Raw genomic sequence first — 22,509 nt, forward strand, 5'->3', positions numbered from 1 at the left:
CTCCTGGGCATCAGTGGGACATCGCGCGGTCGACGGCGTCCAGGACACGGTCGACGCTCGGCAGGTACTCGTGCTCGAGCTTCGCCACCGGGTACGGGGCGTGGAACCCGCCGACGCGCAGCACGGGCGCCTCCAGGTGGTAGAAGCACTCCTCGGCGAGACGGGCGGCCAGCTCGGCCCCGGCCCCGAGGAACGACGGCGCCTCGTGCACGACGACGCAGCGTCCGGTGCGGCGCACGGAGTCGGCGACGGTCGGCACGTCCAGCGGGGACACGGACCGCAGGTCCACGACCTCGGCACTGGTGCCCTCCGTGGCGAGCGCCTCGGCGGCGGACAGCGCGGTGGCGACCGTCGGGCCGTAGGCGACCAGCGTGACGTCCGTGCCCGCGCGCGCGACCCGGGCCGTCCCCAGCGGGTCCGGGGTGCCGGCGTCGGCCGCGATCGTGGGGACCGGGGCCTCCAGGTCGACCTCGCCCTTGGACCAGTAGCGCCCCTTGGGCTCGAGGAAGATGACCGGGTCCGGGGAGGCGATGGCCGCCCGCATCATGTCGTAGGCGTCCTGCGGGGTGGCCGGCGAGACGACGCGCAGCCCCGCGGTGTGCGCGAACAGCGCCTCCGGCGACTCCGAGTGGTGCTCGACGGCGCCGATCCCGCCGCCGTACGGGATACGGATGACCACGGGCACCTGGATGCGGCCGCCGGAGCGGTTGTGCAGCTTGGCGAGCTGGGTGGTGATCTGGTCGTAGGCGGGGAAGACGAAGCCGTCGAACTGGATCTCGCAGACGGGCCGGTAGCCGCGCATCGCCAGCCCGATGGCGGTGCCGACGATCCCGGACTCCGCCAGGGGGGTGTCGACGACCCGGTGCTCGCCGAAGTCCTTCTGCAGCCCGTCGGTGACGCGGAAGACGCCGCCGAGCCGGCCGATGTCCTCGCCCATGAGCAGCACGGTGTCGTCGGCGTCGAGGGCGGCGCGCAGGCCGGCGGTGATGGCCTTGGCCAGGGGCATGGTCTCGGTGCTCATCGGGCCACCTCCGCCGCGTCGCCGGTCTCGGACTCGTACGTCTCGAACCACTCGCGCTCGGCCGTGACCTGCGCGTGCGGCGTGGCGTAGACGTGGTCGAACATCGACGTGGTCTCCGGCGCCCCGAGCGCCCGCACCCCGGCCCGCAGGCTCTCGCCGAGCGCGTCGGCCTCGGCGGCGAGGTCGGCCGCCCACTGCTCGTCCCAGTGCCCCTCGGCCCGCAGCAGGGCGGCGAGGCGCTCGATCGGGTCGCGCCGGCGCCAGTACTCCTCCTCGGCCCGCTCGCGGTACCGGGTCGGGTCGTCGGAGGTGGTGTGGGCACCCATCCGGTAGGTGTACGCCTCGACGAACGTGGGCCCGTGGCCGGCGTGCGCGCGTTCCAGCGCCTCGGCCATCACCGCGTAGCAGGCGAGCACGTCGTTGCCGTCGACGCGCACGCCGGGGACGCCGAAGCCCTCGCCGCGACGGTAGAGCGGGGCGCTGGACTGGCGGGTGGTGGGCTCGGAGATCGCCCACTGGTTGTTCTGGCACCAGAACACCACCGGGGCGTCGTTGACGGCGGCGAACACGAGCGCCTCGCTGACGTCGCCCTGGCTGGTGGCGCCGTCGCCGAAGCAGGCGACGACGGCGGTGTCGCGTGCGGGGTCGCCGGTCCCGACGGCGCCGTCGCGCTGGACACCCATCGCGTACCCGGTGGCGTGCAGCACGTGGGAGCCGATGACGAGCGTGTACAACGAGACGTTGTGCTCGGCCGGGTCCCACCCGCCGTGGTCCTGGCCGCGGTACAGCCGCAGCCGGTCGACGGGGTCGACGCCGCGCACGTGCAGGATCCCGTGCTCGCGGTAGGACGGGAAGACCATGTCCTGGGGCGCCAGGGCGTGCGCCGGACCGACCTGGGCGGCCTCCTGCCCGGTCGACTGGGCGTACAGGGCGAGCTCGCCGTGACGCTGCAGGGCCGTGGCCTCGTCGTCGAAACGGCGGGTCAGGACCATGTCGCGGTACATCGCGCGCAGGTCGTCCGCACCGAGGTGCGCGACACGCGCCGCGTAGCCGGGACGGTCGCCCGCGTTGTCGGGTTCGTGGACGCGCTCCCCGGTGGGAGTGACGAGCTGGACGAGCGGGGTGACGTCGGCGGACTCGCCGACGGACCCTGCGTTGGCCTGGTGCGGCACGCGGTCTCCTTCGCTGGCGGCCCCGGGGCGGGGCTGGGCTGCTCCGGCTGTGCGCAGGCCCGGGAGGCGATCCGCACGCGCGTCGACCCGGAACCTACGCCTTCGTAGCCTACGACAGCGTAGGTTGACGACCCCGTCGGCCACCCCCCAGCATGCCGTCCAAGGTCTTCCGCACGGCCTTGGAGGTTTCCTCCAAACCCTCGCCGTCGCGGTCCCACCGGCGACGCCGCCGGCACCCGCTGGTCCCCCGCCGGTGCCCCGCCCGCGGATCCTCTACGGTGGAGGACAGGTGAACGAGGGCCGGTCCGGCCTCGGACGCGCGGACCGGTCGACGACCGCAGGGGGTGTCGACAGTCGCCGGGCCGCACGCGCCCGAGGAACATCCGTCCACCGCACGACCGATCCAGGGACGCATCGTGACCTCCACCCCCTCGACCTCCGACCGCACCCCCGACACGCCGGACCGGAGCGCCGGGAAGCTGCGCTCCGCCGTCCTCAAACCGGTCTTCATCCCCGCGTCGATCGTCATCCTCGGTCTGATCATCGCGACGATCGTGTTCGCGCGCGTCGCCGGCGACACCCTCGACGACGCGACCTCCCAGCTCAACACGTGGATCACGGACGGTGTCGGCTGGTGGTACGTCATCGCCGTCAACATCTTCCTGGTCTTCGCGCTGTACTGCGCCTTCACCCGCATCGGCCACATCCGGCTCGGACGCGACGGCGAGGGGCCGGAGTTCGGGACCGTCTCGTGGTTCCTCATGCTCTTCAGCGCCGGCATGGGCATCGGGCTGGTGTTCTTCGGCGTCGCCGAGCCGCTGAGCCACTACGTCACCCCGCCGGAGGCCTTCGGCAACGCCCCGCAGTCGGACGACGCCGCCCGGGAGTCGGTCGGCCTGATGATGCTGCAGTGGGGCTTCCACCCGTGGGCGATCTACGCCGTCGTCGGGCTGGGGCTGGCCTACATGTCGTTCCGTCGCGGTCGCCCGCTCGCGGTGCGCTGGCTGCTCGAACCCCTGCTCGGCCGTCGGCGGGTCGAGGGTTGGATGGGCCACACCGTCGACACCGTGGCCATCGTGGGCACGCTGTTCGGCGTCGCGACCTCCTTCGGCTTCGGCATCAGCCAGATCCTCGGCGGCCTGGAGTTCCTCGGCTGGGCGCAGACGACCGACCCGCTGATCATCGGCCTCATCACCGGCATCACCGCCGTGGCGGTCTGGTCCGTGGTGACCGGCGTCCACAAGGGCCTGAAGTGGCTGTCGAACTTCAACATGTCGACCGCCGCCGTGCTGGCGCTGGTCGTCTTCCTGCTCGGCCCGACGATCTTCCTGCTCAAGGCGATCCCCGAGAACGCCGGGGCGTACCTGTCGCTGCTGCCGGAGACGATGTTCCACGCCGGACCCTTCGCCAGCGACGGCTGGGAGGCCGCCTGGACCATCGCCTACTGGGGCTGGTGGACGAGCTGGGCGCCCTTCGTGGGCATGTTCATCGCCCGCATCTCCCGGGGGCGCACGATCCGCGAGTTCGTCGTCGGCGTCCTGCTGGCCCCCACGGCCGCCAGCCTGCTGTGGTTCACGATCTTCGGGGACTCCGGCATCCTGCAGCAGCGCGAGCAGGGAAACATGCTGGTCGAGGACCCGGAGACGGGCGAGATGGTGGTCGACAGCACCACCGCGCTGTTCCAGTTCTTCGAGACGTTCCCCGGCGTCCTGCCGGTGCTGCTCAGCGTGGTCGCGATGGTCGTCGTCGTGCTGTTCTTCGTGACCTCCTCGGACTCCGGGTCGCTGGTGATCGACATGCTCGCCAGCGGCGGCAGCACCCACACGTCCACCACCACCCGTGTGTACTGGGCGGTCCTCGAGGGGCTGGCGGCCGCGGTCCTGCTCGTGGTCGGCGGCAACGTCGCGCTCACGGCGCTGCAGACGTTGTCGATCTCGACCGCCGCACCGTTCTCGATCATCCTCGTGCTGGCGTGCGTCTCGCTGGTCAAGGCGTTCCGGCACGAGGTGGCCACCATGCCCCGCTACATCCAGGTCCTGCCCCAGACCGACGAGGCCGAACCCGACCTGGCGCCGGCGGAGCACCGGCACCGACGGGGACCGGCCCTGTCGACGACGTTGTACGGGTTCGCCCCGACGGCGTCGGACGGGCACCGTCCGGGGGCCGACGGCGACGGCGCGAGGGGCGACGGCGAGCCGGAGTCGCCGATCATCTCCTACCGGGCGCTGCACCCGAGCGACGTCGTCATCGACCCGGAGACGGGCGATCCCGTGGAGGTCGAGCCGGTCGAGGACCCGTTGGCCGGCGAGGTCTTCGACACCCCGGAGTTCGAGCACTCCCAGGAGTTCCTCGACCAGGGCGGTCAGCTCGACGACGACGGCAACCCCCGTCCGGAGACCCTCGACGGGCTGGAACCCGACGGCCGGCCGCAGGACGCGCAGGAGGAACCGCGGCCGGCCGGCTAGACGGACCCGGCCGCTAGACCGGCGCTCCGCCGCCGGTCCGGGCGACCAGCGCCCGGACCGACGGCGGCACCGCCGTGCCGGCGGAGAGCGGGCTCGCTTCCGGCACGCCCGCCGTGGTCGCCATCGGCACCACGCCGGCCCACACGCCGTGGTCCTCCCCGTCGTCCACCGCCTCGCCGACGCCACCGGCGCGCACCTTCACGCTCACGCTGTCCAGCGGCACCTGCAGCACCTGGGTGGCGGCGACCTCCTTGGCGGTCATCTCCCGCACCTCCGCCCGGCGGCCGGGCATCAGGTGGTCACCGACGCACCACAGGGCCGCCGCCCGCCGGTCGTCCGGCACGACGGTCGCGCGCCCCACGATCATCGCCGAGCGGTAGTTCGCCGAGCTGTCGTGCAGGGACCGGGCGTAGACGAGGCCGTCGAGGTGCGTGACCGCCACGGAGACGGGCACCCCCTCGGGCCCCGCGTCGAGGAAGAGCCCGCCGCCGGTGGACCCGTGCAGCAGCAGCCGGCGCCCGAGCCCGTCCTCGAGGTCCCCGACGCCGTACAGGTACGGCAGCACCACGGGGTACCCGTCCCGGACCATCGCCACGTGGGCGAGGCTGCCCTCGGCGAGGAGGCGGTCGAGCACCTCCGGGTCGGCGCTCTGGCGCGCCGGCTTGCGGCGGACCCGCAGGGACGGGAGGGGGACGGCAGGAGAGGTCTCGGTGCTCACGGTCCCGACCGTAGGCAGCACGCTGGACCAGGGCGTGGTCCAGATCCGTCCGTTCTCATCGGTCCAGTGCGAGACTGACGGGCGTGACCACCAAGACCGCCCGTGTCGCCGACCTCGTGCGCAACATGGTCCACGACGGCCGGCTCGGTGCGGGCGACCCCCTGCCCTCCACGCGCACGCTGGCCGGCGAGCTCGGCGTGGCCCGCGGCACCGTGACGGCCGCGTACGAGCAGCTCGACGGCGAGGGGTACCTCGTGCTGCGGCACGGTGCGGTGCCGCGCGTCGCCGCCACCCTCGCCGGGGCGCCCCGGGCCACGGACCGGCCCGTCCGGGCGGAGCGGCCGCCCCCCGCCCGCGCGGCCCACGTCGTCGACCTGCAGCCCGGCGTCCCGAACGTGGCCACGATCTCGGACCGGGACCGCCGGGCCGCCTGGCGGCACGCCCTGGCCGTCCCGGTCGCACCGCGCTACCCCGACCCGACGGGCGAACCCGCGCTGCGCGGCCAGGTCGCGACCCAGCTCGCCCTGAGCCGCGGATTCGCGCCCGACCCGCGGCGCGTGGTGGTCACCGCGGGCACGGCCGAGGCGATCTCGCTGGTCGTCGAGGCGCTGGCACGCCACGGCCGCCCACCCCGGGTCGCCGTCGAGAACCCCGGCTACCGGGCCGGCCGACGCGCCGTCGTCTCGGCGGGTGGGGTCCTCGCCCCGGTGCCGGTCACCGACCACGGCCTGGACCTGGACGCGCTGCGCACCGCACAGGCGCACGCCCCGCTCGACGCCGTCATGGTCACGCCGAGCCACCAGTACCCCCTCGGCGGCGCCCTGCCCGTCGCCCGGCGGCTGGAGCTGCTGCGCTGGGCCGCCGCCGAGAGGGTGCTGGTGATCGAGGACGACTACGACTCCGAGTTCCGGCACCGTGGCTCGCCGCTGCCGGCTCTGGCCACCCTGGACGAGCACGGGGTGGTGGTGCACGTGGGGTCGTTCTCCAAGGTCCTCGACCCGTCGCTGCGGTGCGGGTACCTCGTGCTGCCGTCCGGCACCGGCGGGGCGCCCGACGGCGGCACCGCGGCGGCCGAGGCGATCCTCGCGGCCCGCACGGGTCGCGGTGCGACGGTGGCCTCCGTGGTCCAGCACGCGCTGGCGCACCTGATGTCGACCGGTGCGCTGCGCCGGCACGTGGCACGGTGCCGCCGCGACTACCGGGACCGGCGACGCCTCGTGGCCGAGGCGTTCGCCGGCCTGCCCGGCGTCCGGGTCCGCGCCCTGGACGGCGGCCTGCACGCCGTGCTCGAGCTCTCCACGACACCGGCGCGCGCCGTCGTGGAGCGCCTGGGCGGGCGCGGCGTGCAGGTCGCCGACCTGCAGGACTACGTCGTCGAGGGGTCCGGGCTACGGCTGGACGGGCTCGTGCTCGGCTACGCCCCGCCACCGGTGGCCGCGCTGCGGGACGCGTTGCGCACGATCCGCGCCGAGATCACCGCGACGGGCTGACCGCCCGTGGGTCCGGACCACCGGGCACCGCGAGCAGGCCCGGGCGCGCACCGAGCAGCTCCTCGACGCGCCGCCGGACGCCGGCCGCATCCAGACCGTGCGCGGCGGCGTGGTCGGAGGCCGACCCGTAGCGGCGCAGCTCGGCGTCCCGCGGGACCCCGACGTGCGCCACGCGGCTGGGGCGGTCCACGAGCGCCGCGGCCACGGCGGCGGCGCTCGTGCCCTCCAGGGACGGCTCGACGACGGCGAGCACCGGCGTCGGCCCGGCCAGGGAGCGCAGCCCGTCGGTGTCCAGCGGGTGCGGGGTGGCGGTGTACGCCACCCGGACCGGCAGGTCGGCGGTGGCCTCGAGCACCGTGTCGAGCATCGGTCCGACGGCGAGCACGAGCGGGTCCTCCGGCGGGCCGGGACGGATCGTGACGAGACGACCGTCGGGAGCGGCCCACGGCCGGCGGTTCTGACCGGTGGACAGCCGCAGGTACACGCGGCGCTCGGTGGCGGCCTCGGCGTGAAGCATCGCCGCGACCTCGTCGGGGTGACCGGGGACGTGCACCGTCCACCCGGGCAGCGCGGAGACGAGCGCGACGTCGGCCGGCGCCTGGTGGGTGCGGCCCTCGCTGCTGGCGTCGAAGGACGCCCCGATGCTGACCAGGATCGCCCCGACGTCCTGGTGACCGAGGTCGAGCTTGAGCTGCTCGTACGCCCGCTCGACGAGGAACGGCGCGTAGGTGTGGACGATCGGCCGGCGACCGGTCAGTGCCAGCCCACCGGCGACCCCGATCATGGCCTGCTCGCGGATGCCGACGTCGATCACCCGACCGGGGTGCCGGGCCGCGACCGGCGCGAGGTTCCCGGCACCGATCACGGCGAGCACCACGTCGACGTCCGGGTGGGCCGCCAGGACGGGGTCCAGCTCGGCGTAGAAGCGGGCGCGCATGCCGGGCCCGCGCGGGGCGCCGGCGCTCATGCCGCCGCCTCCGGTGCGCGGGTCGTGTCGACGACGACGGCGGTGGGCCGGTCGGCGTCCCGCCGGTTCAGCGCGGCCGCGAGCCGGTCGTCCGAGCGGTTGTCCACGTCCGTCGTCGTCCACCCCTCCAGGGCGAAGCGGGCCGCGATCCCGCCCGGCCAGCCGAGGTCGTCGCTGCGGTTGTCCACGACGACGCAGGTGAGGTTCGCCAGCCCGAACCGGCCGGCGACCTGGATGGCCTCGGCGTTGCTGCCCTCGTCGAGCTCGGCGTCCCCGACGAGGACGACGACCCGGGCGGGTGAGCGGCCCCGCAGCCCGATGGCCATACCCACGGCGAGGGGCAGGCCGTGCCCGAGCGAGCCGCTGCCGATCTCGATGCCGGGCACGAGGGTCCGGTCCGGGTGGTGGCCGAGCCGTGAGCTCCACGAGGCGACGTCGTCGAGCCATGCCGCGGGGAAGAACCCCTGCGCGGCGAGCACGGCGTAGGTGGAGGCCGGACCGTGTCCCTTGGACAGCACGAACCGGTCCCGGTCGGGGTCGTCGGGGCGGTCCGGGTCCACGTGCAGCACGCGGTCGTACAGGACCCGCACGACGTCGAGGGTGGAGTGGGCGCTGGGGTCGTGCTTCTCGTCGCCGGTCACGCGGGCCACGAGGTCACGGACCCGGTCCGGGGCGAGGGCTGGTGTCGTCATGGCACGATGGTGAAAGATGAAGTTCACTTGAGGTCAAGGGAGTCGGCGTGGTCGAGCGGTACCTGACGATCGGTGACGTCGCGCGACGCAGCGGGGTCGCGCCGTCGGCACTGCGGTTCTACGAGCAGCGCGGACTCATCGCCGCGGAGCGCAGCGGCGGCAACCAGCGGCGCTACGAGCGCACGGTCCTGCGTCGCGTGGCGTTCGTCCGCACCGCGTCCCGCCTGGGCCTGACCCTCGAGCAGATCGGCGACGCCCTGGCGACGCTGCCGGACGGCCGCACGCCCACGGCCGCGGACTGGCGCCGGCTGTCCCGGTCCTGGCGGGGCCTGCTCGACGAGCGCATCGCCACGCTGGAGCGGCTGCGCGACGACCTCGACTCGTGCATCGGCTGCGGCTGCCTGTCGCTGGACCGGTGCGCGCTGCAGAACCCCGACGACCGCGCCGCGGCGCTCGGCCCCGGGCCGCGCTACCTGGAGGGCGACGACCCGTCGGACGTGGGCGCGGGGCGGTGACTCAGTCGGGCGTCTGCTGGTGGAGCAGCATCCGCCATCCGGCGTCCGCGGCCACGTAGGTGCTGACCAGCGTCGCCGCGTAGCTGTCCCCACCCCGGCGTCCGGTGAACCGGTAGACCACCGTCGCCGTGTCGTCGCTGCGCACGAGCCGCGCCTCGCCGAGGTCCACGTCGTCCCAGCCCGGCGAGTGGTCCATCGCCGCGACGCAGGCCGCCTTGTCGAGCACGGCGCCCGGGACGACGACGACCGCGTCCGGGTGCAGCACCTCGGCGTAGTCGGCACCGGTCCCCCGCGCGAGTCGTCGCTCGATCGCCATCAGCTCCGTGGTCACGTCCATCCCTCGACCGTAGGCGGGACGGGACGATGTCACAGCCCGGGCGACCCGCGTCGACCGGACGGTATCGGTGGCGCTCCGCCGCAGCGTGCGCGACGGTAGGGGGACCTTCCCCGACATCACGGAGGTCCGTCATGAAGGTCGTCGTCATCGGAGCGCTCGGCAAGGTCGCGCAGCTGCTGGTCCCGCTGCTGGCCGACGGCGGGAGCGGGCCGGCCACCGACGTCGTGGGCGTGGTCCGCAAGGAGGAGCAGATCGACCGCGTGGCCGACCTCGGCGGTGACCCGGTGCTGCTCGACGTGGAGAACGCGAGCACCGAGGAGATGGCACGGGCCTTCGCCGGCGCCGACGCCGTGGTGTGGGCCGCGGGTGCCGGCGGCGGCAACCCCGACCGCACCTACGCCGTCGACCGGGACGCCGCCATCCGCTCGATGGACGCCGCCGCACAGGCCGGGGTGCGCCGCTACCTCATCGTGTCCTGGATCGGATCGGTCCCCGACCACGGCGTGCCGGAGGACAACAGCTTCTTCCCCTACGCCGACGCCAAGCTGGCCGCCGACGACCACCTGCGCTCGACGGACCTGGACTGGACCATCCTCGGGCCGGGGTCGCTGACCGACGGTCCCCCGACGGGGAAGATCCGGGTGCTCGCCGACGGCGAGACGGTCGAGCGCGGGGCACCGTCCGAGGTGCCGCGCGCCGACGTCGCCCAGGTGGCGGCCGCTGCGCTGCGCATCGACGAGACGATCGGGAAGTTCGTGCGGTTCACGACCGGTGACGAGACGATCCCGGCCGCGCTGCGTCACCTGCGGTAGGCATCGGCGCGCCGCCGGTCTGCCCGCGGTCGGCTACCCGGAGGTGCGATCCGCGACGACCTCGACCTTGAACCCGGCGGCGTTCTCCAACCAGCCGGCGTAGTGGTCCGGCCCGCCGGCATGCGGGTAGCGCTCGCCGTAGAGCGGCGTCCACCCGTGAGCCGGGCCGGCGGCCATGATGGCGTCGACCTGGTCCGACGTGCCGCCGTCGAACGCGAGGTGGTTCATCCCGGCACGACGACGGTCGTGGTCCGCGGCGGAGAGGTTCGGCGAGGTCGTCAGCGTCAGGTATACCCCGGCGGACGACCAGGTGCGCCCCTGCGGCCACTGCTGGGTCGGCTCGAAACCGAGCCGTTCCAGCAGCCAGCCCCACGGGGCCGCGGCGGCCTCGATATCCGGCACCCAGAGCTCGACGTGATGAAGTCCTGGCACCCGCCCATCCCACCACGCGGCACCGCCCGGGCGAGGCGCCACGTCGGCGAGAGCCACAGCGCTCGGACGGCAGGCGGCGGGCGACGGGCGACGGGCCGCGACATCAGACGTGTGCTCGCAACAGCAACCCCGGGGGGCCGGCGAAAGCCGCTCACGGACGGCGTGAGATTCACGCCGTCCGGGACTCGCGAACGCCAGGGTGTCGCGGATCCTGCAGGACGGACACCCCCGCGATCCTTCTCCGGGCGGACGCCGCGATCGACGCCCCGACGGTGCCCCGCGAGCAACGCCGTGAGCGGCGACGTCGTCCTTCACCGCGCGCTCGGGGACCTGCTGGGGCAGCATCGCAGGAGCCCGCACGTCTCTCGCTGGAGGTCCCGCATGGCCCGCACCGTCGCCGAACACCTCGTCGACCAGCTCGTCGCCGCCGGCGTCGAACGCGTCTACGGCATCGTGGGGGACTCCCTGAACCCCGTCGTGGACGCCGTCCGCCGCACCGACGGCATCGACTGGGTGCACGTGCGCCACGAGGAGGCGGCCGCCTTCGCGGCGGCGGCCGAGGCCGAGGTCACCGGCAAGCTCACGGCCTGCGCGGGCTCCTGCGGGCCGGGCAACCTGCACCTCATCAACGGGCTCTACGACGCCAACCGCTCCGGGGTGCCGGTGCTGGCCATCGCCTCGCACATCCCCAGCGCGCAGATCGGCACGAAGTTCTTCCAGGAGACCCACCCGGACCGCCTCTTCAACGAGTCGTCCGTGTTCTCCGAGATGATCTCCACCGCGGCCCAGCTCCCGCGCGTCACCCGCTCGGCGATCCAGCACGCGCTGGCCGCGCCGGGCGTCGCGGTGCTGACGCTGCCCGGTGACGTCGCCGACGAAGAGGTGCCCGACGACGACGCCCCGATCCTCATCCCGGGCGCCTGCCCCGCGCGCGTCGTCCCGCACGACGACGACGTCGCCGCCCTGGCCGACGCGATCGACGCCGCCCGCAAGGTCACCCTGTTCGTCGGGGCGGGCGCCCGCGACGCCCGTGACGAGGTCCTCGAGCTGGCCGATCTCGCGGCCGCCCCGGTCGGGCACTCGCTGCGCGGCAAGGAGATCATCCAGTACGACAACCCCCACGACGTCGGGATGTCGGGGCTGCTCGGGTACGGCTCCTGCCACGAGGCGGTGCACGAGGCCGACCTGCTGATCCTCGTCGGCACCGACTTCCCGTACGACTCGTTCCTGCCCGCCGACGTCCCCACGGCCCAGATCGACATCGACGCCTCCCACCTCGGCCGGCGCACCCGCCTGGACCTGCCCGTGCACGGAGACGTCGGCGAGACGCTGCGGCTGCTGAACCCCCGCATCCAGCGCAAGTCGGACCGCAAGTTCCTGGAGTCGATGGTCGACCGGCACGCCAAGGTGATGACCAAGGTGGTCGGCGCGTACACGCGCAACGTGGAGAAGCACACCCCGATCCACCCCGAGTACGCCGCCGTCCAGCTCGACGAGGCCGCCGCCGACGACGCCGTCTTCACCGTGGACACCGGCATGAACAACGTCTGGGCCGCCCGGTACATCACGCCGAACGGCCGGCGCCGCGTCATCGGCTCGTTCATCCACGGCTCGATGGCGAACGCCCTGCCGCACGCCATCGGCGTCTCGATGGCCCAGCCCGACCGGCAGGTCGTGGCGCTGGCCGGTGACGGCGGCCTGTCGATGCTGCTCGGCGAGCTGATCACCGTGCGGGCGTACGACCTGCCGGTGACGATCGTGGTCTTCAACAACTCCACCCTCGGCATGGTGAAGCTGGAGATGCTCGTCGAGGGGCTGCCCTCGCACGGCACGGACTCGCCGGAGGTCGACTACAGCGCCATCGGCACCGCCGTCGGCATCCCCTCCCAGCGGGTGACCAAGCCGAAGGACCTGGCCAAGGCGTTCTCGACGGCGCTGGCCACGGACGGCCCCGCCCTCGTGGAGGTCATGACGGACCCGCGGGCGCTGTCCATCCCGCCGTCGATCACCTCCGGTCAGATCCGCGGGTTCACCACGGCCATGACGAAGGAGATCTTCGGCGGCGGCATGGGCGAGGTCATGTCGATGGCGCGCTCGAACCTGCGCAACCTGCCGCGGTGAGGCGGGTGCCGGCCGGCGACGAGCGCCGGCCGGCACCTCGGGCGGTCAGCGCCAGCCGGCGGCCAGCGCGAGGAACGCGTCGTTCGCTTCGACCTCGCCGATGCTGACGCGCATGCCCTCGCCGGCGAACGGACGCACGAGCACACCGGAGGCCGACGCCTCGGCCGCGAGCTCGACCGTCCGCTCCCCCGTGGAGAGCCACACGAAGTTCGCGTGGGTGTCCGGGACGTCCCAGCCCTGCTGGAGAAGCGCGTCCCGGACCCGGGTGCGCTCGGCCACGAGGTGCTCGACCCGCTCGGCGAGCTCGGCCTGCACGGCGGGCTGCAGGGTGGCCAGGGCGGCCCGCTGCGCCAGGTGGTTCACGCCGAACGGGGTCGACGTCGACCGCACCGCCGCGGCCAGCCGCGGCTCGGCGACGGCGTACCCGACGCGGAGCCCCGCCAGGCCCGACGCCTTGGACATCGTGCGCACGAGCACGACGTTGGGGTGCCGGCGCAGCAGGTCGATGCCCACGGGCGCCTCGGCGTCACGGATGAACTCCAGGTAGGCCTCGTCGACGACGACGAGCACGTCGCGGGGCACCTCGGCCAGGAACGTCTCCAGCTCGTCGGCCTGCACGACGGGGCCGGTCGGGTTGTTGGGGGTGCACACGAGGGCCACGCGGGTCCGCGGGCCGACGGCTGCGGCCATCGCCGGCAGGTCGAGCCGGCCCGCGGCCGTCAGCGGCACGGTGACCGCTTCTCCGCCCGCGACGGCGGTGAGGATCGGGTACGCCTCGAAGGACCGCCACGGGTAGACGACCTCGTCGCCTGGCTCGAGGACCGCCTCGAGCACGTGCTGCAGCACGGCCACCGACCCGTTGCCGACCACGACCTGCGCCGGGTCGACGCCGACGTGCGCGGCGAGCGCCTCGACGAGCTCGGTGGCGAACATGTCGGGGTACCGGTTGACCTCGACGGCGGCCTCGGTGATCGCCGCGACCACAGCCGCGGGCGGCGGGTACGGGTTCTCGTTGGAGGACAGCTTCCACGCCTGGCCCGAGGGGCGCGCCCCCGGGACGTAGGCGGGCAGCGCCGCGACGGCGGGGCGCAGGGGGACGGTCTTCTCTGATGCCGGTGAGCTCACAACGGTCCAGGATGCCACCTCATGCCGGCAAGGGGTGCCGGACGCCGCCAGACCTGCCACGATGTCGGCCATGAACTTCCTCGCGCGACTCGTGGTGACCTCGCTCGCCCTGTGGATCTGCGACCTCATCTTCGACAGCTTCGAGATCTTCGGCGGTGACGACGTCCTCGGACGCATCCTCGCCATCCTCGGCGTCGGGCTGATCTTCACGCTGGTCAGCTCGATCGTGAAGCCGATCGTCAGCATCCTGTCGATCCCGCTGCTGATCCTCACGCTCGGCCTCTTCTACCTGATCATCAACGCCGGCATGCTGTGGCTGACGGAGTGGGTGACCAGCCAGGGGTGGCTCGGCGACTGGGGGCTCGCGATCGAGGGCGGCTTCTGGTGGTACCTGTGGATCGCCCTGATCCTGGCGATCCTGCAGGCCGTCATCGGCTGGGTCGTCCCCGGCGACAAGGACTGACCCGCACGCCGGCGGCTCATCCGCGCCGGACCCGGTAGTACCGGGTCTCGGCGCGGTCGCCGTCCAGCAACCGGTCGATCCGCCCGACGACCCCGGCGACCTGCACGCTGTCCAGCGCGCGGGCGTGCTCCAGGGTGCGTAGGTGCGTGGCCAGCGAGTGCGCCGTGGCCACGCCACCGGACGCCGACCGGTCCGCCGGGTCGCGGGAGTCCGCGAGGTCACGGCCCACGGTCACCCGGTCCGCCGTCGCCGGGTTCTCGGTGCTGGAGCGCCCGTCCAGCGGCGAGACGAGCTCCTCGGTGGTCTCCAGGTGCAGCACGGGGACGCCCGGCGGCGTCCGGAAGGTCGCGGTCGGGGCACCCGCCGTGACCACGCCGCCCACCCGGTGCCGACGCCGGAACGCCGGTGAGGACGCCAGGGCGACGGCCGCGATCCCTCCCAGGGAGTGCCCCACCAGCACGACGGGTTCGTCGGGGCGGGCCCCGGCGTCGGCCAGGGCCTGGACCACCCCGTCGGCGACGTCGGCCGACCGGTGGGCCATCAGGTCGAGGTCGGTGTCGACGTCGAAGGGGTTCGCCGGGGAGAGCAGGGCCTGGGTCCCCGGGATGAGCACGGTCCACGACGAGCTGCCGTCGGCGCTGACGACCTCCTGCACCGCGACGGTGCCGGGCGGCGCTCCCGGGGTCGGGCGTCCGGGGAGACCGCTGCCGTGGGGGTAGAGGTCCGCGGTGCGGGCCAGCGCCTCCTCGACGCCCGCGAGGGGCCGGTCGTCCCCGGCGGGCGGCCCGGCGTCGAACTCTCCCGGTGCGACGAGGTCGACGTGCACCGGCCGGGACCCGAGCACCGCGGAGACCGCCGCCGACAGCACCCGCGCTCCCCCGGTCACCGAGAGGTCCCCGGCGGCCAGGTCCGGGGCCGCGAGCGCCACCCCGACCCCGGCACCGGCCAACGCCTCGTCGACGAACGGGGCGGCGGTGCGGAGCAACCAGCCGCCCCTGTCCCCGTCCTCGTCCGGCGACGGCGACGGCGGCGGCGGCGGAGCAGGCGGCGGCATGTCCGGGTCGGGCGCCGCGGCGGAGAGCCCGACGAGGCCGGCGGCACCGGTGAGCAGGGCCGGCAGGCCGGCGGGACTTCGCAGGAACCCGGTCACCCCGAGCCCGACGGCCCCGGCGACGACGGTCACGCCCGCCCCGACGGCCTGCTCGGCGAGGGACTCGGCGTGCGTGTAGAGCCCGGCGGCGCGGCGCAGCCGGTCGGCCAGCGTCGTGCACACCGCGGCGCGCGCCCCCAGGGCCCCGGCGGTGTCGCCGGCGAGCGTCCCGGCACGCCGGAGCCGGGTGGGCCGGGCGGGGTCGGCCTCGCCCCACGGAGCCGGGGTCCACACCGCGCGCTCCAGCGCACGGCCCGCCTCCGAGCAGTCCCAGGCGGCGGACCGCAGGGACGCCGCGGCGGCGTCCAGGTGCCCGGCGGCGTCGCGGACGGCATCGGCGTCCACCCGGTCGAGGGTCGCGCCGCCGACGATGCGCAGGGTGTCCCGCGGGTCCCGGCTCACCCGTCGAGACACCCGGCGGTGGCCCCGTCCGCCTGCTGCAGCGTGGCGCCGTCAGCGTCCAGCAGGGTGAGCACCTCGGCGACGGCGTCCCGGCAGGAGTCACCGGCCGCGGACTCCCAGCCCGGTCCGCGCGCCCGGTGCAGGGCGGCGGTGGCGTCCTCGAGCCGGTGGCGTGCGCGCCGGAGCAGGGCCGCGGCGGTGGCGACGTCGGAGGTGGTCACGAACATGTCGGGGACGCTAGGAGCGCTGGCGCCGCGCGGTCGGGCTCCCCTGCCCGCACTGTGGACACCCGCCCCTGGGGGTGGAGGGCGCCCGTGGGACAATGCCGGTCGTGACCTCCACTGTGCAGCCCACCCGTGTGTCCCTGGCCGACGTCACCCCGCCGATCGCCCTCGGTCCGCTCGACGGCCGCTACCGCTCCGCGGTCGCCCCGCTGGTGGACCACCTCAGCGAGGCGGCCCTCAACCGCGAGCGTCTCCACGTCGAGGTCGAGTGGCTGATCGTGCTCTGCAACGGCACGGACACGGTCCCCGGCCCGGTGGTGCCCGGCGCGCCGAGCCTGACCGACACCGAGATCACGTACCTGCGCGCGATCCCGGCGACGTTCGGCGCGACCGAGATCGCCGAGCTCGGCGCCATCGAGCGCGAGACGGTGCACGACGTCAAGGCGGTGGAGTACTTCATCAAGCGCCGCATCGCCGACGCCCCCGAGATCCTCGGCGAGACGAACCTGCCCGCCGTGAGCGAGCTGGTGCACTTCGCCTGCACGTCCGAGGACGTCAACAACCTGTCCTACGCCCTCATGGTGCGCGGGGCCGTCACCGACGTGTGGCTGCCCGCCGCCACGGCGCTGGCCGACCAGCTCGCCGACATGGCCCGCGAGCACGCCGAGGTGCCGATGCTGAGCCGCACGCACGGCCAGCCCGCCACCCCGACGACGATGGGCAAGGAGCTCGCGGTGCTGACGCACCGGCTGCGGCGCCAGCTCCGCCGCGTCGAGGGCGCCGAGTTCCTCGGCAAGCTCAACGGCGCCACCGGCACCTTCGGCGCGCACACCGTCGCCGTCCCGGGTGCCGACTGGCCGGCCGTCTCGCGCGGGTTCGTCGAGCACCTGGGCCTGACGTGGAACCCGCTGACCACGCAGATCGAGTCGCACGACTGGCAGGCCGAGGTCTACGCCGACGTGGCCCGGTTCAACCGGATCCTGCACAACCTCGCCACCGACGTGTGGACCTACATCTCGATGGGGTTCTTCACCCAGATCCCCGTCGCGGGTGCCACCGGCTCCTCGACGATGCCGCACAAGGTCAACCCGATCCGGTTCGAGAACGCCGAGGCGAACCTCGAGATCTCCTGCTCGCTGCTCGACACGCTCGGCGCGACGCTGGTGACGAGCCGTCTGCAGCGCGACCTCACCGACTCCACGACGCAGCGCAACATCGGCCCGGCCTTCGGGCACTCGCTGCTCGCGATCGACAACGTGCGCCGCGGACTGCAGGCCCTGGCCGTCAACGCCGACCTCATGGCCGAGGACCTCGACGAGAACTGGGAGGTCCTCGGCGAGCCCGTGCAGTCGGCGATGCGTGCGGCCTCCGTCGCCGGGGTCGAGGGCATGGAGAACCCGTACGAGCGCCTCAAGGAGCTCACCCGCGGGAACCGGGTCGACCAGGCCCGGATGCGCGAGTTCGTCGGCGGCCTCGGGCTGCCCGACGACGTCGCGGCCCGGTTGGCCGAGCTCACCCCGGCGTCCTACACCGGGATCGCCGCCCGGCTCGTGGACGAGTACCTGGACTGAACGCCGGGCCCCGTGCGGTCCGCGGGTCGCGCCTATGCTGGAGTGAACCGGCCGAGGAGGCGATCATGACGACGCAGGCGCCGGAGCAGGAGCCCGGCCACGACGGGGCGCGCGTCCGGCACAGCGAGTTCGCGCGGCTGTTGCTCTCCCACGACCCGGCCGTCACGGACCCGCGCTTCAAGGGAGCCGCGGTCGAGGTCGACACGGGGTACGAGGAGACCGACGACCACGAGCGGTTCGACGCCGGCTGATCCCGGCCCGGTGACGCCGGCTGGTCCCGGCCCTGGACGGGCCGGGACCTGCCGACGCCCTCACGCCACCGCTGCGCTCGCCGGGACGAGCCACGACCACCGGGGTCCATGGCTCAGGCACGGAAGGATCTTCTCGCACGACTGTCACACGGGGAACACGCGGTGGATCGGGAAGAGGTTGCTCCGCCGTCGTTCCTGGTGTCGGGATGCCGGACGGGCCGCGCGGACCTACCGTCGGGGGATCCGGCCGCGAGGGAGACGTCGTGCTCGAGAGCTACCCGATCCTGACGATCGTGCCCCCGGTGCTGGCGATCGTGCTGGTGGTCCTCACCAAACGCGTGCTCCTCAGCCTCGGGGCCGGGGTGCTGGCCGCTGCCCTGCTCGTGGCCGACCTGGACCCCCTGGAGGCGCTACGCCTCGTGTGGGAGTCCTTCGTGGCGATCTTCTGGGTCGACGGCGCGGTGAACACCTGGTACGTCTACATCCTCGTGTTCACGCTGATCCTCGGCGTGATCGCGGCGCTCATCATGATGTCCGGCGGCACCAAGGCCTTCGCCGACTGGGCGGTGGAGCGTATCCGGACGCGCCGAGGCGCCCAGGTCCTCCCGGCGATCATGGGCATCGTCATCTTCATCGACGACTACTTCAACGCCCTCGCCGTGGGCCAGGCCTCCCGCCCGGTGACCGACCGGCACCGGGTCTCGCGGGCCAAGCTCGCCTACATCATCGACTCGACGTCCGCGCCGGTCGCCGTGCTCGCCCCGTTCTCGAGCTGGGGCGCCTACATCATGGGGATCCTCGCCCCGATCGTCGCGGCGTCCGCGATCACGGCCTCCAGCGTGCAGGCGTTCCTCGGGGCGGCCGCCGCCAACTACTACGCGATCGCCGCCGCGGTGACGGTCTGGCTCGTCATCCTGCTGCGCCTGGACGTCGGGCCCATGCGGCGCGAGGAGGCCCGCGCCGTCCACGAGGACGAGCCGTTCGACCCCGACGACGACATCCCCGGACGCCTCGCGGAGGACCTGCCGGTCCACCACCCCGGCGAGAAGCGGGCGCTGGTCGTCCCGTTCGTGCTGCTGGTGGTCGGCGTCTTCGCGGGGATCGTGTGGACCGGGTACTCGGCGGCCGGCACGTGGGACGCCGTCGAGATCCTCGCCGAGACGGACACCAGCACCGCGCTCGTCGTGGGCGGCGTGCTCGGGCTGGCCGCGGCCGTCTTCTACTACCTGCGCTACACAGGCCCGAACCCCGCCTTCGCGGCCCGGCACTTCGGCCGCGGCTGGATCGAGGGGCTGCGGTCCATGTGGCCGGCGGTCAGCATCCTCGTCCTCGCCTGGATGCTCACCGGGCTCATCGACCAGCTCGGCACGGGTGCCTACCTGGGCGGGCTCGTCGAGGACACCAACCTGTCGGCCTCGTGGCTGGTCCCGGTCGTCTTCGTCCTCGCGGCCGCCATGGCGTTCGCCACCGGGACGTCCTGGGGGTCCTTCGCCCTGCTGCTGCCCCTGGTGGGCGGCATCATGAACAGCCTCGGCGAACCCGACCTGCTGCTGCCGGCCCTCGGGGCCGTGCTCGCCGGAGCCGTGCTCGGCGACCACAGCTCCCCCATCTCGGACACCACGATCCTGTCCTCCACCGGTGCCGGGGCGAACGTCATCACGCACGTGCTCACCCAGCTCCCGTACGCGGGCGGGGCCGCGGTCGCGGCCCTGGCCGGGTACGTCGCGATCGCCCTCGGGGCGGGGACGGCTCTGGGGCTGCTGGTGACGCTGGTGGTGCTGGTCGCCCTCGTGCTGGCCGTGCGGGCCGTGCGCCGGCCCGTCGAGGCGGACCGGCCGGTCCGGCAGGACCAGGGCCCCGCGTCCACCGCCTGAGCCGTCCTCAGTCGAAGAGCCGCAGCAACAGCGTGTGCCAGGTGATCGGCCCCACGACCCCGTCCTTCGGCGGCGCGAACATCCCCTGGAAGTCGCGGACCGCGGCATCGGTGAGCGGGCCGAACACCCCGTCGACCGCGAGGCCACCCGGGAGCAGGGTCTGCACCGCACGCACCGCCTCGCCCGCGTCACCCTGCTGCAGGGTCACGATCAGCTCCGGCCAGTCGAGCTGACCCACCGTCGTCGAGACGAACCGGCTCCGCCGCGCCTGCTGGAACCTCCGGATCGCCTCCCCGCTCAGGGGGCCGAACAAGCCGTCCGCGACGATCGGCGCACCGTGCTGGCGCAACAGGTGCTGGGAGCCGAGCACCCGCCAGTTCGTCTCCTGGCACGTACCCACCTTCACCAGCGGCCACGGGAGCCGGGCCACACCGAGGAACGACCAGGTCTCCGGTCCGACCGTGCCGTCGATCGTCAGGCCCCACGACTCCTGGAAGAACCGGACCCGTTCGGCCGTGAGCGGCCCGAACACGCCGTCGATCACGAGCTCCGGGTCTCCCGGGAACCGCACCAGTCCGAACTGCTGCACCGCCCGGACGGCCTCCCCGGTGTCACCCACCCGCGTCGGGACCACCAGGACCGGCCAGGTGTGCATGCCCACGACGCCGTCGACCGCCAGGCCGCGGTCCGCCTGGAACGACGCGACCTCGGCCGCGGTCACCGGTCCGTAGGTCCCGTCGACGGTCAGCGAGTGCCCGTGCTCGCGCAGGAGACGCTGGATCCCCACGACGGCGCGGCCGCTCTCCCCCGCCCCGAAACTTCCCCACGGCTGGACGTTCATCGTGCACTCCTCGATGTCGACTCGTCGGTCCTACCCGGAGGGAGCGACCGGCCCGGGGCGGTGATACGCGGGGCCCGAGCAGCACCGGTCCGACCACGAGGGCGCGGACCGGAGCGACAGATCTCGCCCGCCCCAGGGGAGACACACCGCGCGGCTGCTGGCAGGATCGGACCATGCACCCTCGCGCCGGCCAGGTGGCCCAGCCCGACGACCTCATCGACGTCGACCACGTGGTCGGCGCGTACTACGACATCCGGCCCGACGTGGAGGACCCGGCCCAGCAGGTCGCGTTCGGCACGTCCGGCCACCGCGGCTCCTCGCTCGACGGCGCGTTCAACGAGGCGCACATCGCCACGATCACGCAGGCGATCGTGGAGTACCGGGCGCTGGAGGGCATCGACGGCCCGCTGTTCCTCGGCCGGGACACGCACGCGCTCTCGCTGCCGGCGTGGCAGACCGCGATGGAGGTGCTCGCCGGCGCGGGCGTCACCGTGATGATCGACGCGCGCGACTCGTACACCCCCACGCCGGCGGTGTCCCAGTCGATCCTCATCCACAACGGCGCGGCGGCCGAGGGCGGGGTGCGCACCGGCGGTCCCGGCGCCGCGGACGGCATCGTCGTGACGCCGTCGCACAACCCGCCGCGCGACGGCGGCTTCAAGTACAACCCGCCGCACGGCGGACCGGCGGGTTCCGAGGCCACCCGCTGGATCGCCGACCGGGCCAACGACCTGCTGCGCGCCGGGGGCCTGGCCCGCGTGCACCGCGTCTCGCTCGACGTCGCCGTGGCCGCCCCGACGACGCACCGGCACGACTACCTGTCCACGTACGTCGACGACCTGGCGAACGTGCTGGACCTGGACGCGATCCGCGAGGCGGGCGTCCGCATCGGCGCCGACCCCCTGGGCGGGGCGTCGGTGGAGTACTGGGGTGCGATCGGCGAGCGCTACGGCCTGGACCTGACCGTCGTCAACCCGCAGGTGGACCCGCGCTGGGCCTTCATGACGCTGGACTGGGACGGCAAGATCCGCATGGACTGCTCCTCCCCGCACGCGATGGCCTCGCTCGTGGAGCAGATGGCCGGCGACGCCCCGTACGACGTCGCGACCGGCAACGACGCCGACGCCGACCGGCACGGCATCGTCACCCCCGACGCCGGGCTCATGAACCCGAACCACTACCTGGCCGTGGCGATCCAGTACCTCTACGGGGGTGCGCGCCCGGACTGGCCGACGTCCGCGGCGATCGGCAAGACGCTGGTGTCCAGCGCGCTGATCGACCGCGTGGCCGCCGGGCTGGACCGCCGGCTGATCGAGGTGCCGGTCGGGTTCAAGTGGTTCGTGCCCGGCCTGCTGAGCGGCGAGATCGGGTTCGGCGGCGAGGAGTCGGCGGGGGCCTCGTTCCTGCGCCGTGACGGCCGGGTCTGGTCCACGGACAAGGACGGCATCCTGCTGGCGCTGCTCGCCTCGGAGATCCTCGCCACCACGGGGCGGTCCCCGTCGCAGCACCACGCCGACCTCGTCGAGCGGTACGGCGAGTCCTGGTACGCCCGCGTGGACGCGGCGGCCTCCCGGGAGGAGAAGTCGCGCCTCGCCGCACTCTCCCCGGAGCAGGTCACCTCCACGACGCTGGCCGGTCAGGACATCACCGCCAAGCTCACCGAGGCTCCCGGCAACGGGGAGAAGATCGGCGGGCTCAAGGTCACGACGCAGGACGCCTGGTTCGCGGCGCGTCCCTCGGGGACCGAGGACGTCTACAAGATCTACGCCGAGTCGTTCGTGTCCGCCGACCACCTCGGCGAGGTGCAGGCCGAGGCCAAGCAGGTCGTCGGGGACGCGCTGGGCGGCGAGTAGCGGGCCGCGCGCC

Annotated in this window: 21 protein-coding genes; 10 read left to right on the forward strand and 11 right to left on the reverse strand. The window is 73.8% G+C overall.

The genetic code is table 11. The features are described from left to right. Positions 1 to 10: 10 nt before the first annotated feature. Together Q6349_RS02965 and pdhA are read right to left on the reverse strand one after the other, a co-directional pair. Positions 11 to 1,021 carry an alpha-ketoacid dehydrogenase subunit beta gene (locus Q6349_RS02965; protein WP_304602784.1) on the reverse strand — a complete coding sequence of 337 codons (1,011 nt, stop codon included), beginning with the start codon at positions 1,019 to 1,021 and terminating at the stop codon, positions 11 to 13. Continuing rightward, positions 1,018 to 2,193, reverse strand: coding sequence for a pyruvate dehydrogenase (acetyl-transferring) E1 component subunit alpha (pdhA, locus tag Q6349_RS02970; protein ID WP_304602785.1), 1,176 nt, complete (start codon positions 2,191 to 2,193; stop codon positions 1,018 to 1,020). The genes Q6349_RS02965 and pdhA overlap by 4 nt, the downstream gene beginning before the upstream one ends. A 416-nt stretch (positions 2,194 to 2,609) precedes the next feature. Here pdhA and Q6349_RS02975 point away from each other — a divergent pair, with 416 nt between their 5' ends. After that, positions 2,610 to 4,658 (forward strand): BCCT family transporter, encoded by a 2,049-nt coding sequence (locus Q6349_RS02975; RefSeq protein WP_304602786.1) that lies wholly within the window; start codon positions 2,610 to 2,612, stop codon positions 4,656 to 4,658. A gap of 13 nt (positions 4,659 to 4,671) precedes the next feature. Here the strand turns inward: Q6349_RS02975 and Q6349_RS02980 are convergent, their stop codons facing one another. Continuing rightward, positions 4,672 to 5,376 (reverse strand): pyridoxamine 5'-phosphate oxidase family protein, encoded by a 705-nt coding sequence (locus Q6349_RS02980; RefSeq protein WP_304602787.1) that lies wholly within the window; start codon positions 5,374 to 5,376, stop codon positions 4,672 to 4,674. A gap of 83 nt (positions 5,377 to 5,459) precedes the next feature. Here Q6349_RS02980 and Q6349_RS02985 point away from each other — a divergent pair, with 83 nt between their 5' ends. Continuing rightward, entirely contained in the window at positions 5,460 to 6,866 is a 1,407-nt protein-coding gene (locus Q6349_RS02985; protein ID WP_304602788.1) for a PLP-dependent aminotransferase family protein, read from the forward strand. On the opposite strand, the gene Q6349_RS02990 is transcribed toward Q6349_RS02985, so the two are convergent. Together Q6349_RS02990 and Q6349_RS02995 are read right to left on the reverse strand one after the other, a co-directional pair. Further along, complete coding sequence (locus tag Q6349_RS02990; protein ID WP_304602789.1) at positions 6,850 to 7,833, reverse strand: transketolase family protein; 984 nt, start codon at positions 7,831 to 7,833, stop codon at positions 6,850 to 6,852. The genes Q6349_RS02985 and Q6349_RS02990 overlap by 17 nt on opposite strands. Further along, positions 7,830 to 8,525, reverse strand: a complete 696-nt coding sequence (locus Q6349_RS02995; RefSeq protein WP_304602790.1) for a thiamine pyrophosphate-dependent enzyme — start codon at positions 8,523 to 8,525, stop codon at positions 7,830 to 7,832. Before Q6349_RS02995 ends, Q6349_RS02990 begins: the two co-directional genes overlap by 4 nt. A 47-nt stretch (positions 8,526 to 8,572) precedes the next feature. Between Q6349_RS02995 and soxR the strand changes: the two genes are divergently transcribed. Continuing rightward, on the forward strand, positions 8,573 to 9,040 hold the full coding sequence (soxR, locus tag Q6349_RS03000) for a redox-sensitive transcriptional activator SoxR (RefSeq protein ID WP_171247157.1): 468 nt from the start codon (positions 8,573 to 8,575) through the stop codon (positions 9,038 to 9,040). 1 nt (position 9,041) lies between these two features. On the opposite strand, the gene Q6349_RS03005 is transcribed toward soxR, so the two are convergent. Beyond that, positions 9,042 to 9,377 carry a nuclear transport factor 2 family protein gene (locus tag Q6349_RS03005; RefSeq protein WP_304602791.1) on the reverse strand — a complete coding sequence of 112 codons (336 nt, stop codon included), beginning with the start codon at positions 9,375 to 9,377 and terminating at the stop codon, positions 9,042 to 9,044. Positions 9,378 to 9,508: 131 nt separating this feature from the next. On the opposite strand from Q6349_RS03005, the gene Q6349_RS03010 reads away from it, so the two are divergent. Then, a complete protein-coding gene (locus tag Q6349_RS03010) occupies positions 9,509 to 10,189 on the forward strand; it encodes an SDR family oxidoreductase (RefSeq protein WP_304602792.1) in 681 nt (226 codons plus the stop codon). 33 nt (positions 10,190 to 10,222) lie between these two features. Here Q6349_RS03010 and Q6349_RS03015 read toward each other — a convergent pair whose 3' ends face one another. Then, positions 10,223 to 10,621: a VOC family protein gene (locus Q6349_RS03015; RefSeq protein ID WP_304602793.1), complete on the reverse strand. Its 399-nt coding sequence runs from the start codon at positions 10,619 to 10,621 to the stop codon at positions 10,223 to 10,225. Positions 10,622 to 11,002: 381 nt separating this feature from the next. Here Q6349_RS03015 and Q6349_RS03020 point away from each other — a divergent pair, with 381 nt between their 5' ends. Then, the gene (locus tag Q6349_RS03020) at positions 11,003 to 12,742 is read left to right on the forward strand and encodes a pyruvate dehydrogenase (protein WP_304602794.1); all 1,740 of its coding nucleotides are present in this window, start codon (positions 11,003 to 11,005) and stop codon (positions 12,740 to 12,742) included. A 45-nt stretch (positions 12,743 to 12,787) separates the two neighbouring features. On the opposite strand, the gene hisC is transcribed toward Q6349_RS03020, so the two are convergent. Next, complete coding sequence (hisC, locus tag Q6349_RS03025; protein WP_304602795.1) at positions 12,788 to 13,867, reverse strand: histidinol-phosphate transaminase; 1,080 nt, start codon at positions 13,865 to 13,867, stop codon at positions 12,788 to 12,790. 70 nt (positions 13,868 to 13,937) lie between these two features. Between hisC and Q6349_RS03030 the strand changes: the two genes are divergently transcribed. Continuing rightward, positions 13,938 to 14,330: a phage holin family protein gene (locus tag Q6349_RS03030; RefSeq protein WP_171247165.1), complete on the forward strand. Its 393-nt coding sequence runs from the start codon at positions 13,938 to 13,940 to the stop codon at positions 14,328 to 14,330. 16 nt (positions 14,331 to 14,346) lie between these two features. Here Q6349_RS03030 and Q6349_RS03035 read toward each other — a convergent pair whose 3' ends face one another. Then, the gene (locus Q6349_RS03035; protein WP_304602796.1) at positions 14,347 to 15,882 is read right to left on the reverse strand and encodes a hypothetical protein; all 1,536 of its coding nucleotides are present in this window, start codon (positions 15,880 to 15,882) and stop codon (positions 14,347 to 14,349) included. Beyond that, entirely contained in the window at positions 15,879 to 16,109 is a 231-nt protein-coding gene (locus Q6349_RS03040; protein WP_304602797.1) for a hypothetical protein, read from the reverse strand. The genes Q6349_RS03035 and Q6349_RS03040 overlap by 4 nt, the downstream gene beginning before the upstream one ends. Positions 16,110 to 16,204: 95 nt before the next feature. On the opposite strand from Q6349_RS03040, the gene purB reads away from it, so the two are divergent. The 3 genes from purB to Q6349_RS03055 all read left to right on the forward strand — a co-directional run bounded on the left by purB (position 16,205) and on the right by Q6349_RS03055 (position 19,802). Further along, positions 16,205 to 17,677, forward strand: a complete 1,473-nt coding sequence (gene purB, locus Q6349_RS03045) for an adenylosuccinate lyase (protein ID WP_304602798.1) — start codon at positions 16,205 to 16,207, stop codon at positions 17,675 to 17,677. 65 nt (positions 17,678 to 17,742) lie between these two features. After that, complete coding sequence (locus Q6349_RS03050; protein ID WP_304602799.1) at positions 17,743 to 17,928, forward strand: hypothetical protein; 186 nt, start codon at positions 17,743 to 17,745, stop codon at positions 17,926 to 17,928. Between the two features lie 263 nt (positions 17,929 to 18,191). Continuing rightward, positions 18,192 to 19,802, forward strand: coding sequence for a Na+/H+ antiporter NhaC family protein (locus Q6349_RS03055; RefSeq protein ID WP_304602800.1), 1,611 nt, complete (start codon positions 18,192 to 18,194; stop codon positions 19,800 to 19,802). Between the two features lie 7 nt (positions 19,803 to 19,809). Here the strand turns inward: Q6349_RS03055 and Q6349_RS03060 are convergent, their stop codons facing one another. Then, the gene (locus tag Q6349_RS03060) at positions 19,810 to 20,643 is read right to left on the reverse strand and encodes a peptidoglycan-binding protein (RefSeq protein WP_304602801.1); all 834 of its coding nucleotides are present in this window, start codon (positions 20,641 to 20,643) and stop codon (positions 19,810 to 19,812) included. A 173-nt stretch (positions 20,644 to 20,816) separates the two neighbouring features. Between Q6349_RS03060 and pgm the strand changes: the two genes are divergently transcribed. Continuing rightward, the gene (gene pgm, locus Q6349_RS03065) at positions 20,817 to 22,496 is read left to right on the forward strand and encodes a phosphoglucomutase (alpha-D-glucose-1,6-bisphosphate-dependent) (RefSeq protein ID WP_304602802.1); all 1,680 of its coding nucleotides are present in this window, start codon (positions 20,817 to 20,819) and stop codon (positions 22,494 to 22,496) included. The last annotated feature ends 13 nt before the right edge of the window (positions 22,497 to 22,509 follow it).

This window comes from Isoptericola sp. 178 (genome assembly GCF_030586525.1).
Taxonomy (GTDB): Bacteria; Actinomycetota; Actinomycetes; order Actinomycetales; family Cellulomonadaceae; genus Isoptericola; species Isoptericola sediminis.

Excerpts from the sequence above, each read along its gene's own strand:
- Q6349_RS03020 (WP_304602794.1), top strand. The coding sequence starts at position 11,003 with ATGGCCCGCACCGTCGCCGAACACCTCGTCGACCAGCTCGTCGCCGCC.
- Q6349_RS03030 (WP_171247165.1), top strand. The coding sequence starts at position 13,938 with ATGAACTTCCTCGCGCGACTCGTGGTGACCTCGCTCGCCCTGTGGATC.
- pgm (WP_304602802.1), top strand. The coding sequence starts at position 20,817 with ATGCACCCTCGCGCCGGCCAGGTGGCCCAGCCCGACGACCTCATCGAC.
- Q6349_RS03060 (WP_304602801.1), bottom strand. The coding sequence starts at position 20,643 with ATGAACGTCCAGCCGTGGGGAAGTTTCGGGGCGGGGGAGAGCGGCCGC.
- Q6349_RS03005 (WP_304602791.1), bottom strand. The coding sequence starts at position 9,377 with ATGGACGTGACCACGGAGCTGATGGCGATCGAGCGACGACTCGCGCGG.
- Q6349_RS02965 (WP_304602784.1), bottom strand. The coding sequence starts at position 1,021 with ATGAGCACCGAGACCATGCCCCTGGCCAAGGCCATCACCGCCGGCCTG.
- Q6349_RS02995 (WP_304602790.1), bottom strand. The coding sequence starts at position 8,525 with ATGACGACACCAGCCCTCGCCCCGGACCGGGTCCGTGACCTCGTGGCC.
- Q6349_RS03050 (WP_304602799.1), top strand. The coding sequence starts at position 17,743 with ATGACGACGCAGGCGCCGGAGCAGGAGCCCGGCCACGACGGGGCGCGC.
- Q6349_RS02990 (WP_304602789.1), bottom strand. The coding sequence starts at position 7,833 with ATGAGCGCCGGCGCCCCGCGCGGGCCCGGCATGCGCGCCCGCTTCTAC.
- Q6349_RS03040 (WP_304602797.1), bottom strand. The coding sequence starts at position 16,109 with ATGTTCGTGACCACCTCCGACGTCGCCACCGCCGCGGCCCTGCTCCGG.
- Q6349_RS03010 (WP_304602792.1), top strand. The coding sequence starts at position 9,509 with ATGAAGGTCGTCGTCATCGGAGCGCTCGGCAAGGTCGCGCAGCTGCTG.
- purB (WP_304602798.1), top strand. The coding sequence starts at position 16,205 with ATGCCGGTCGTGACCTCCACTGTGCAGCCCACCCGTGTGTCCCTGGCC.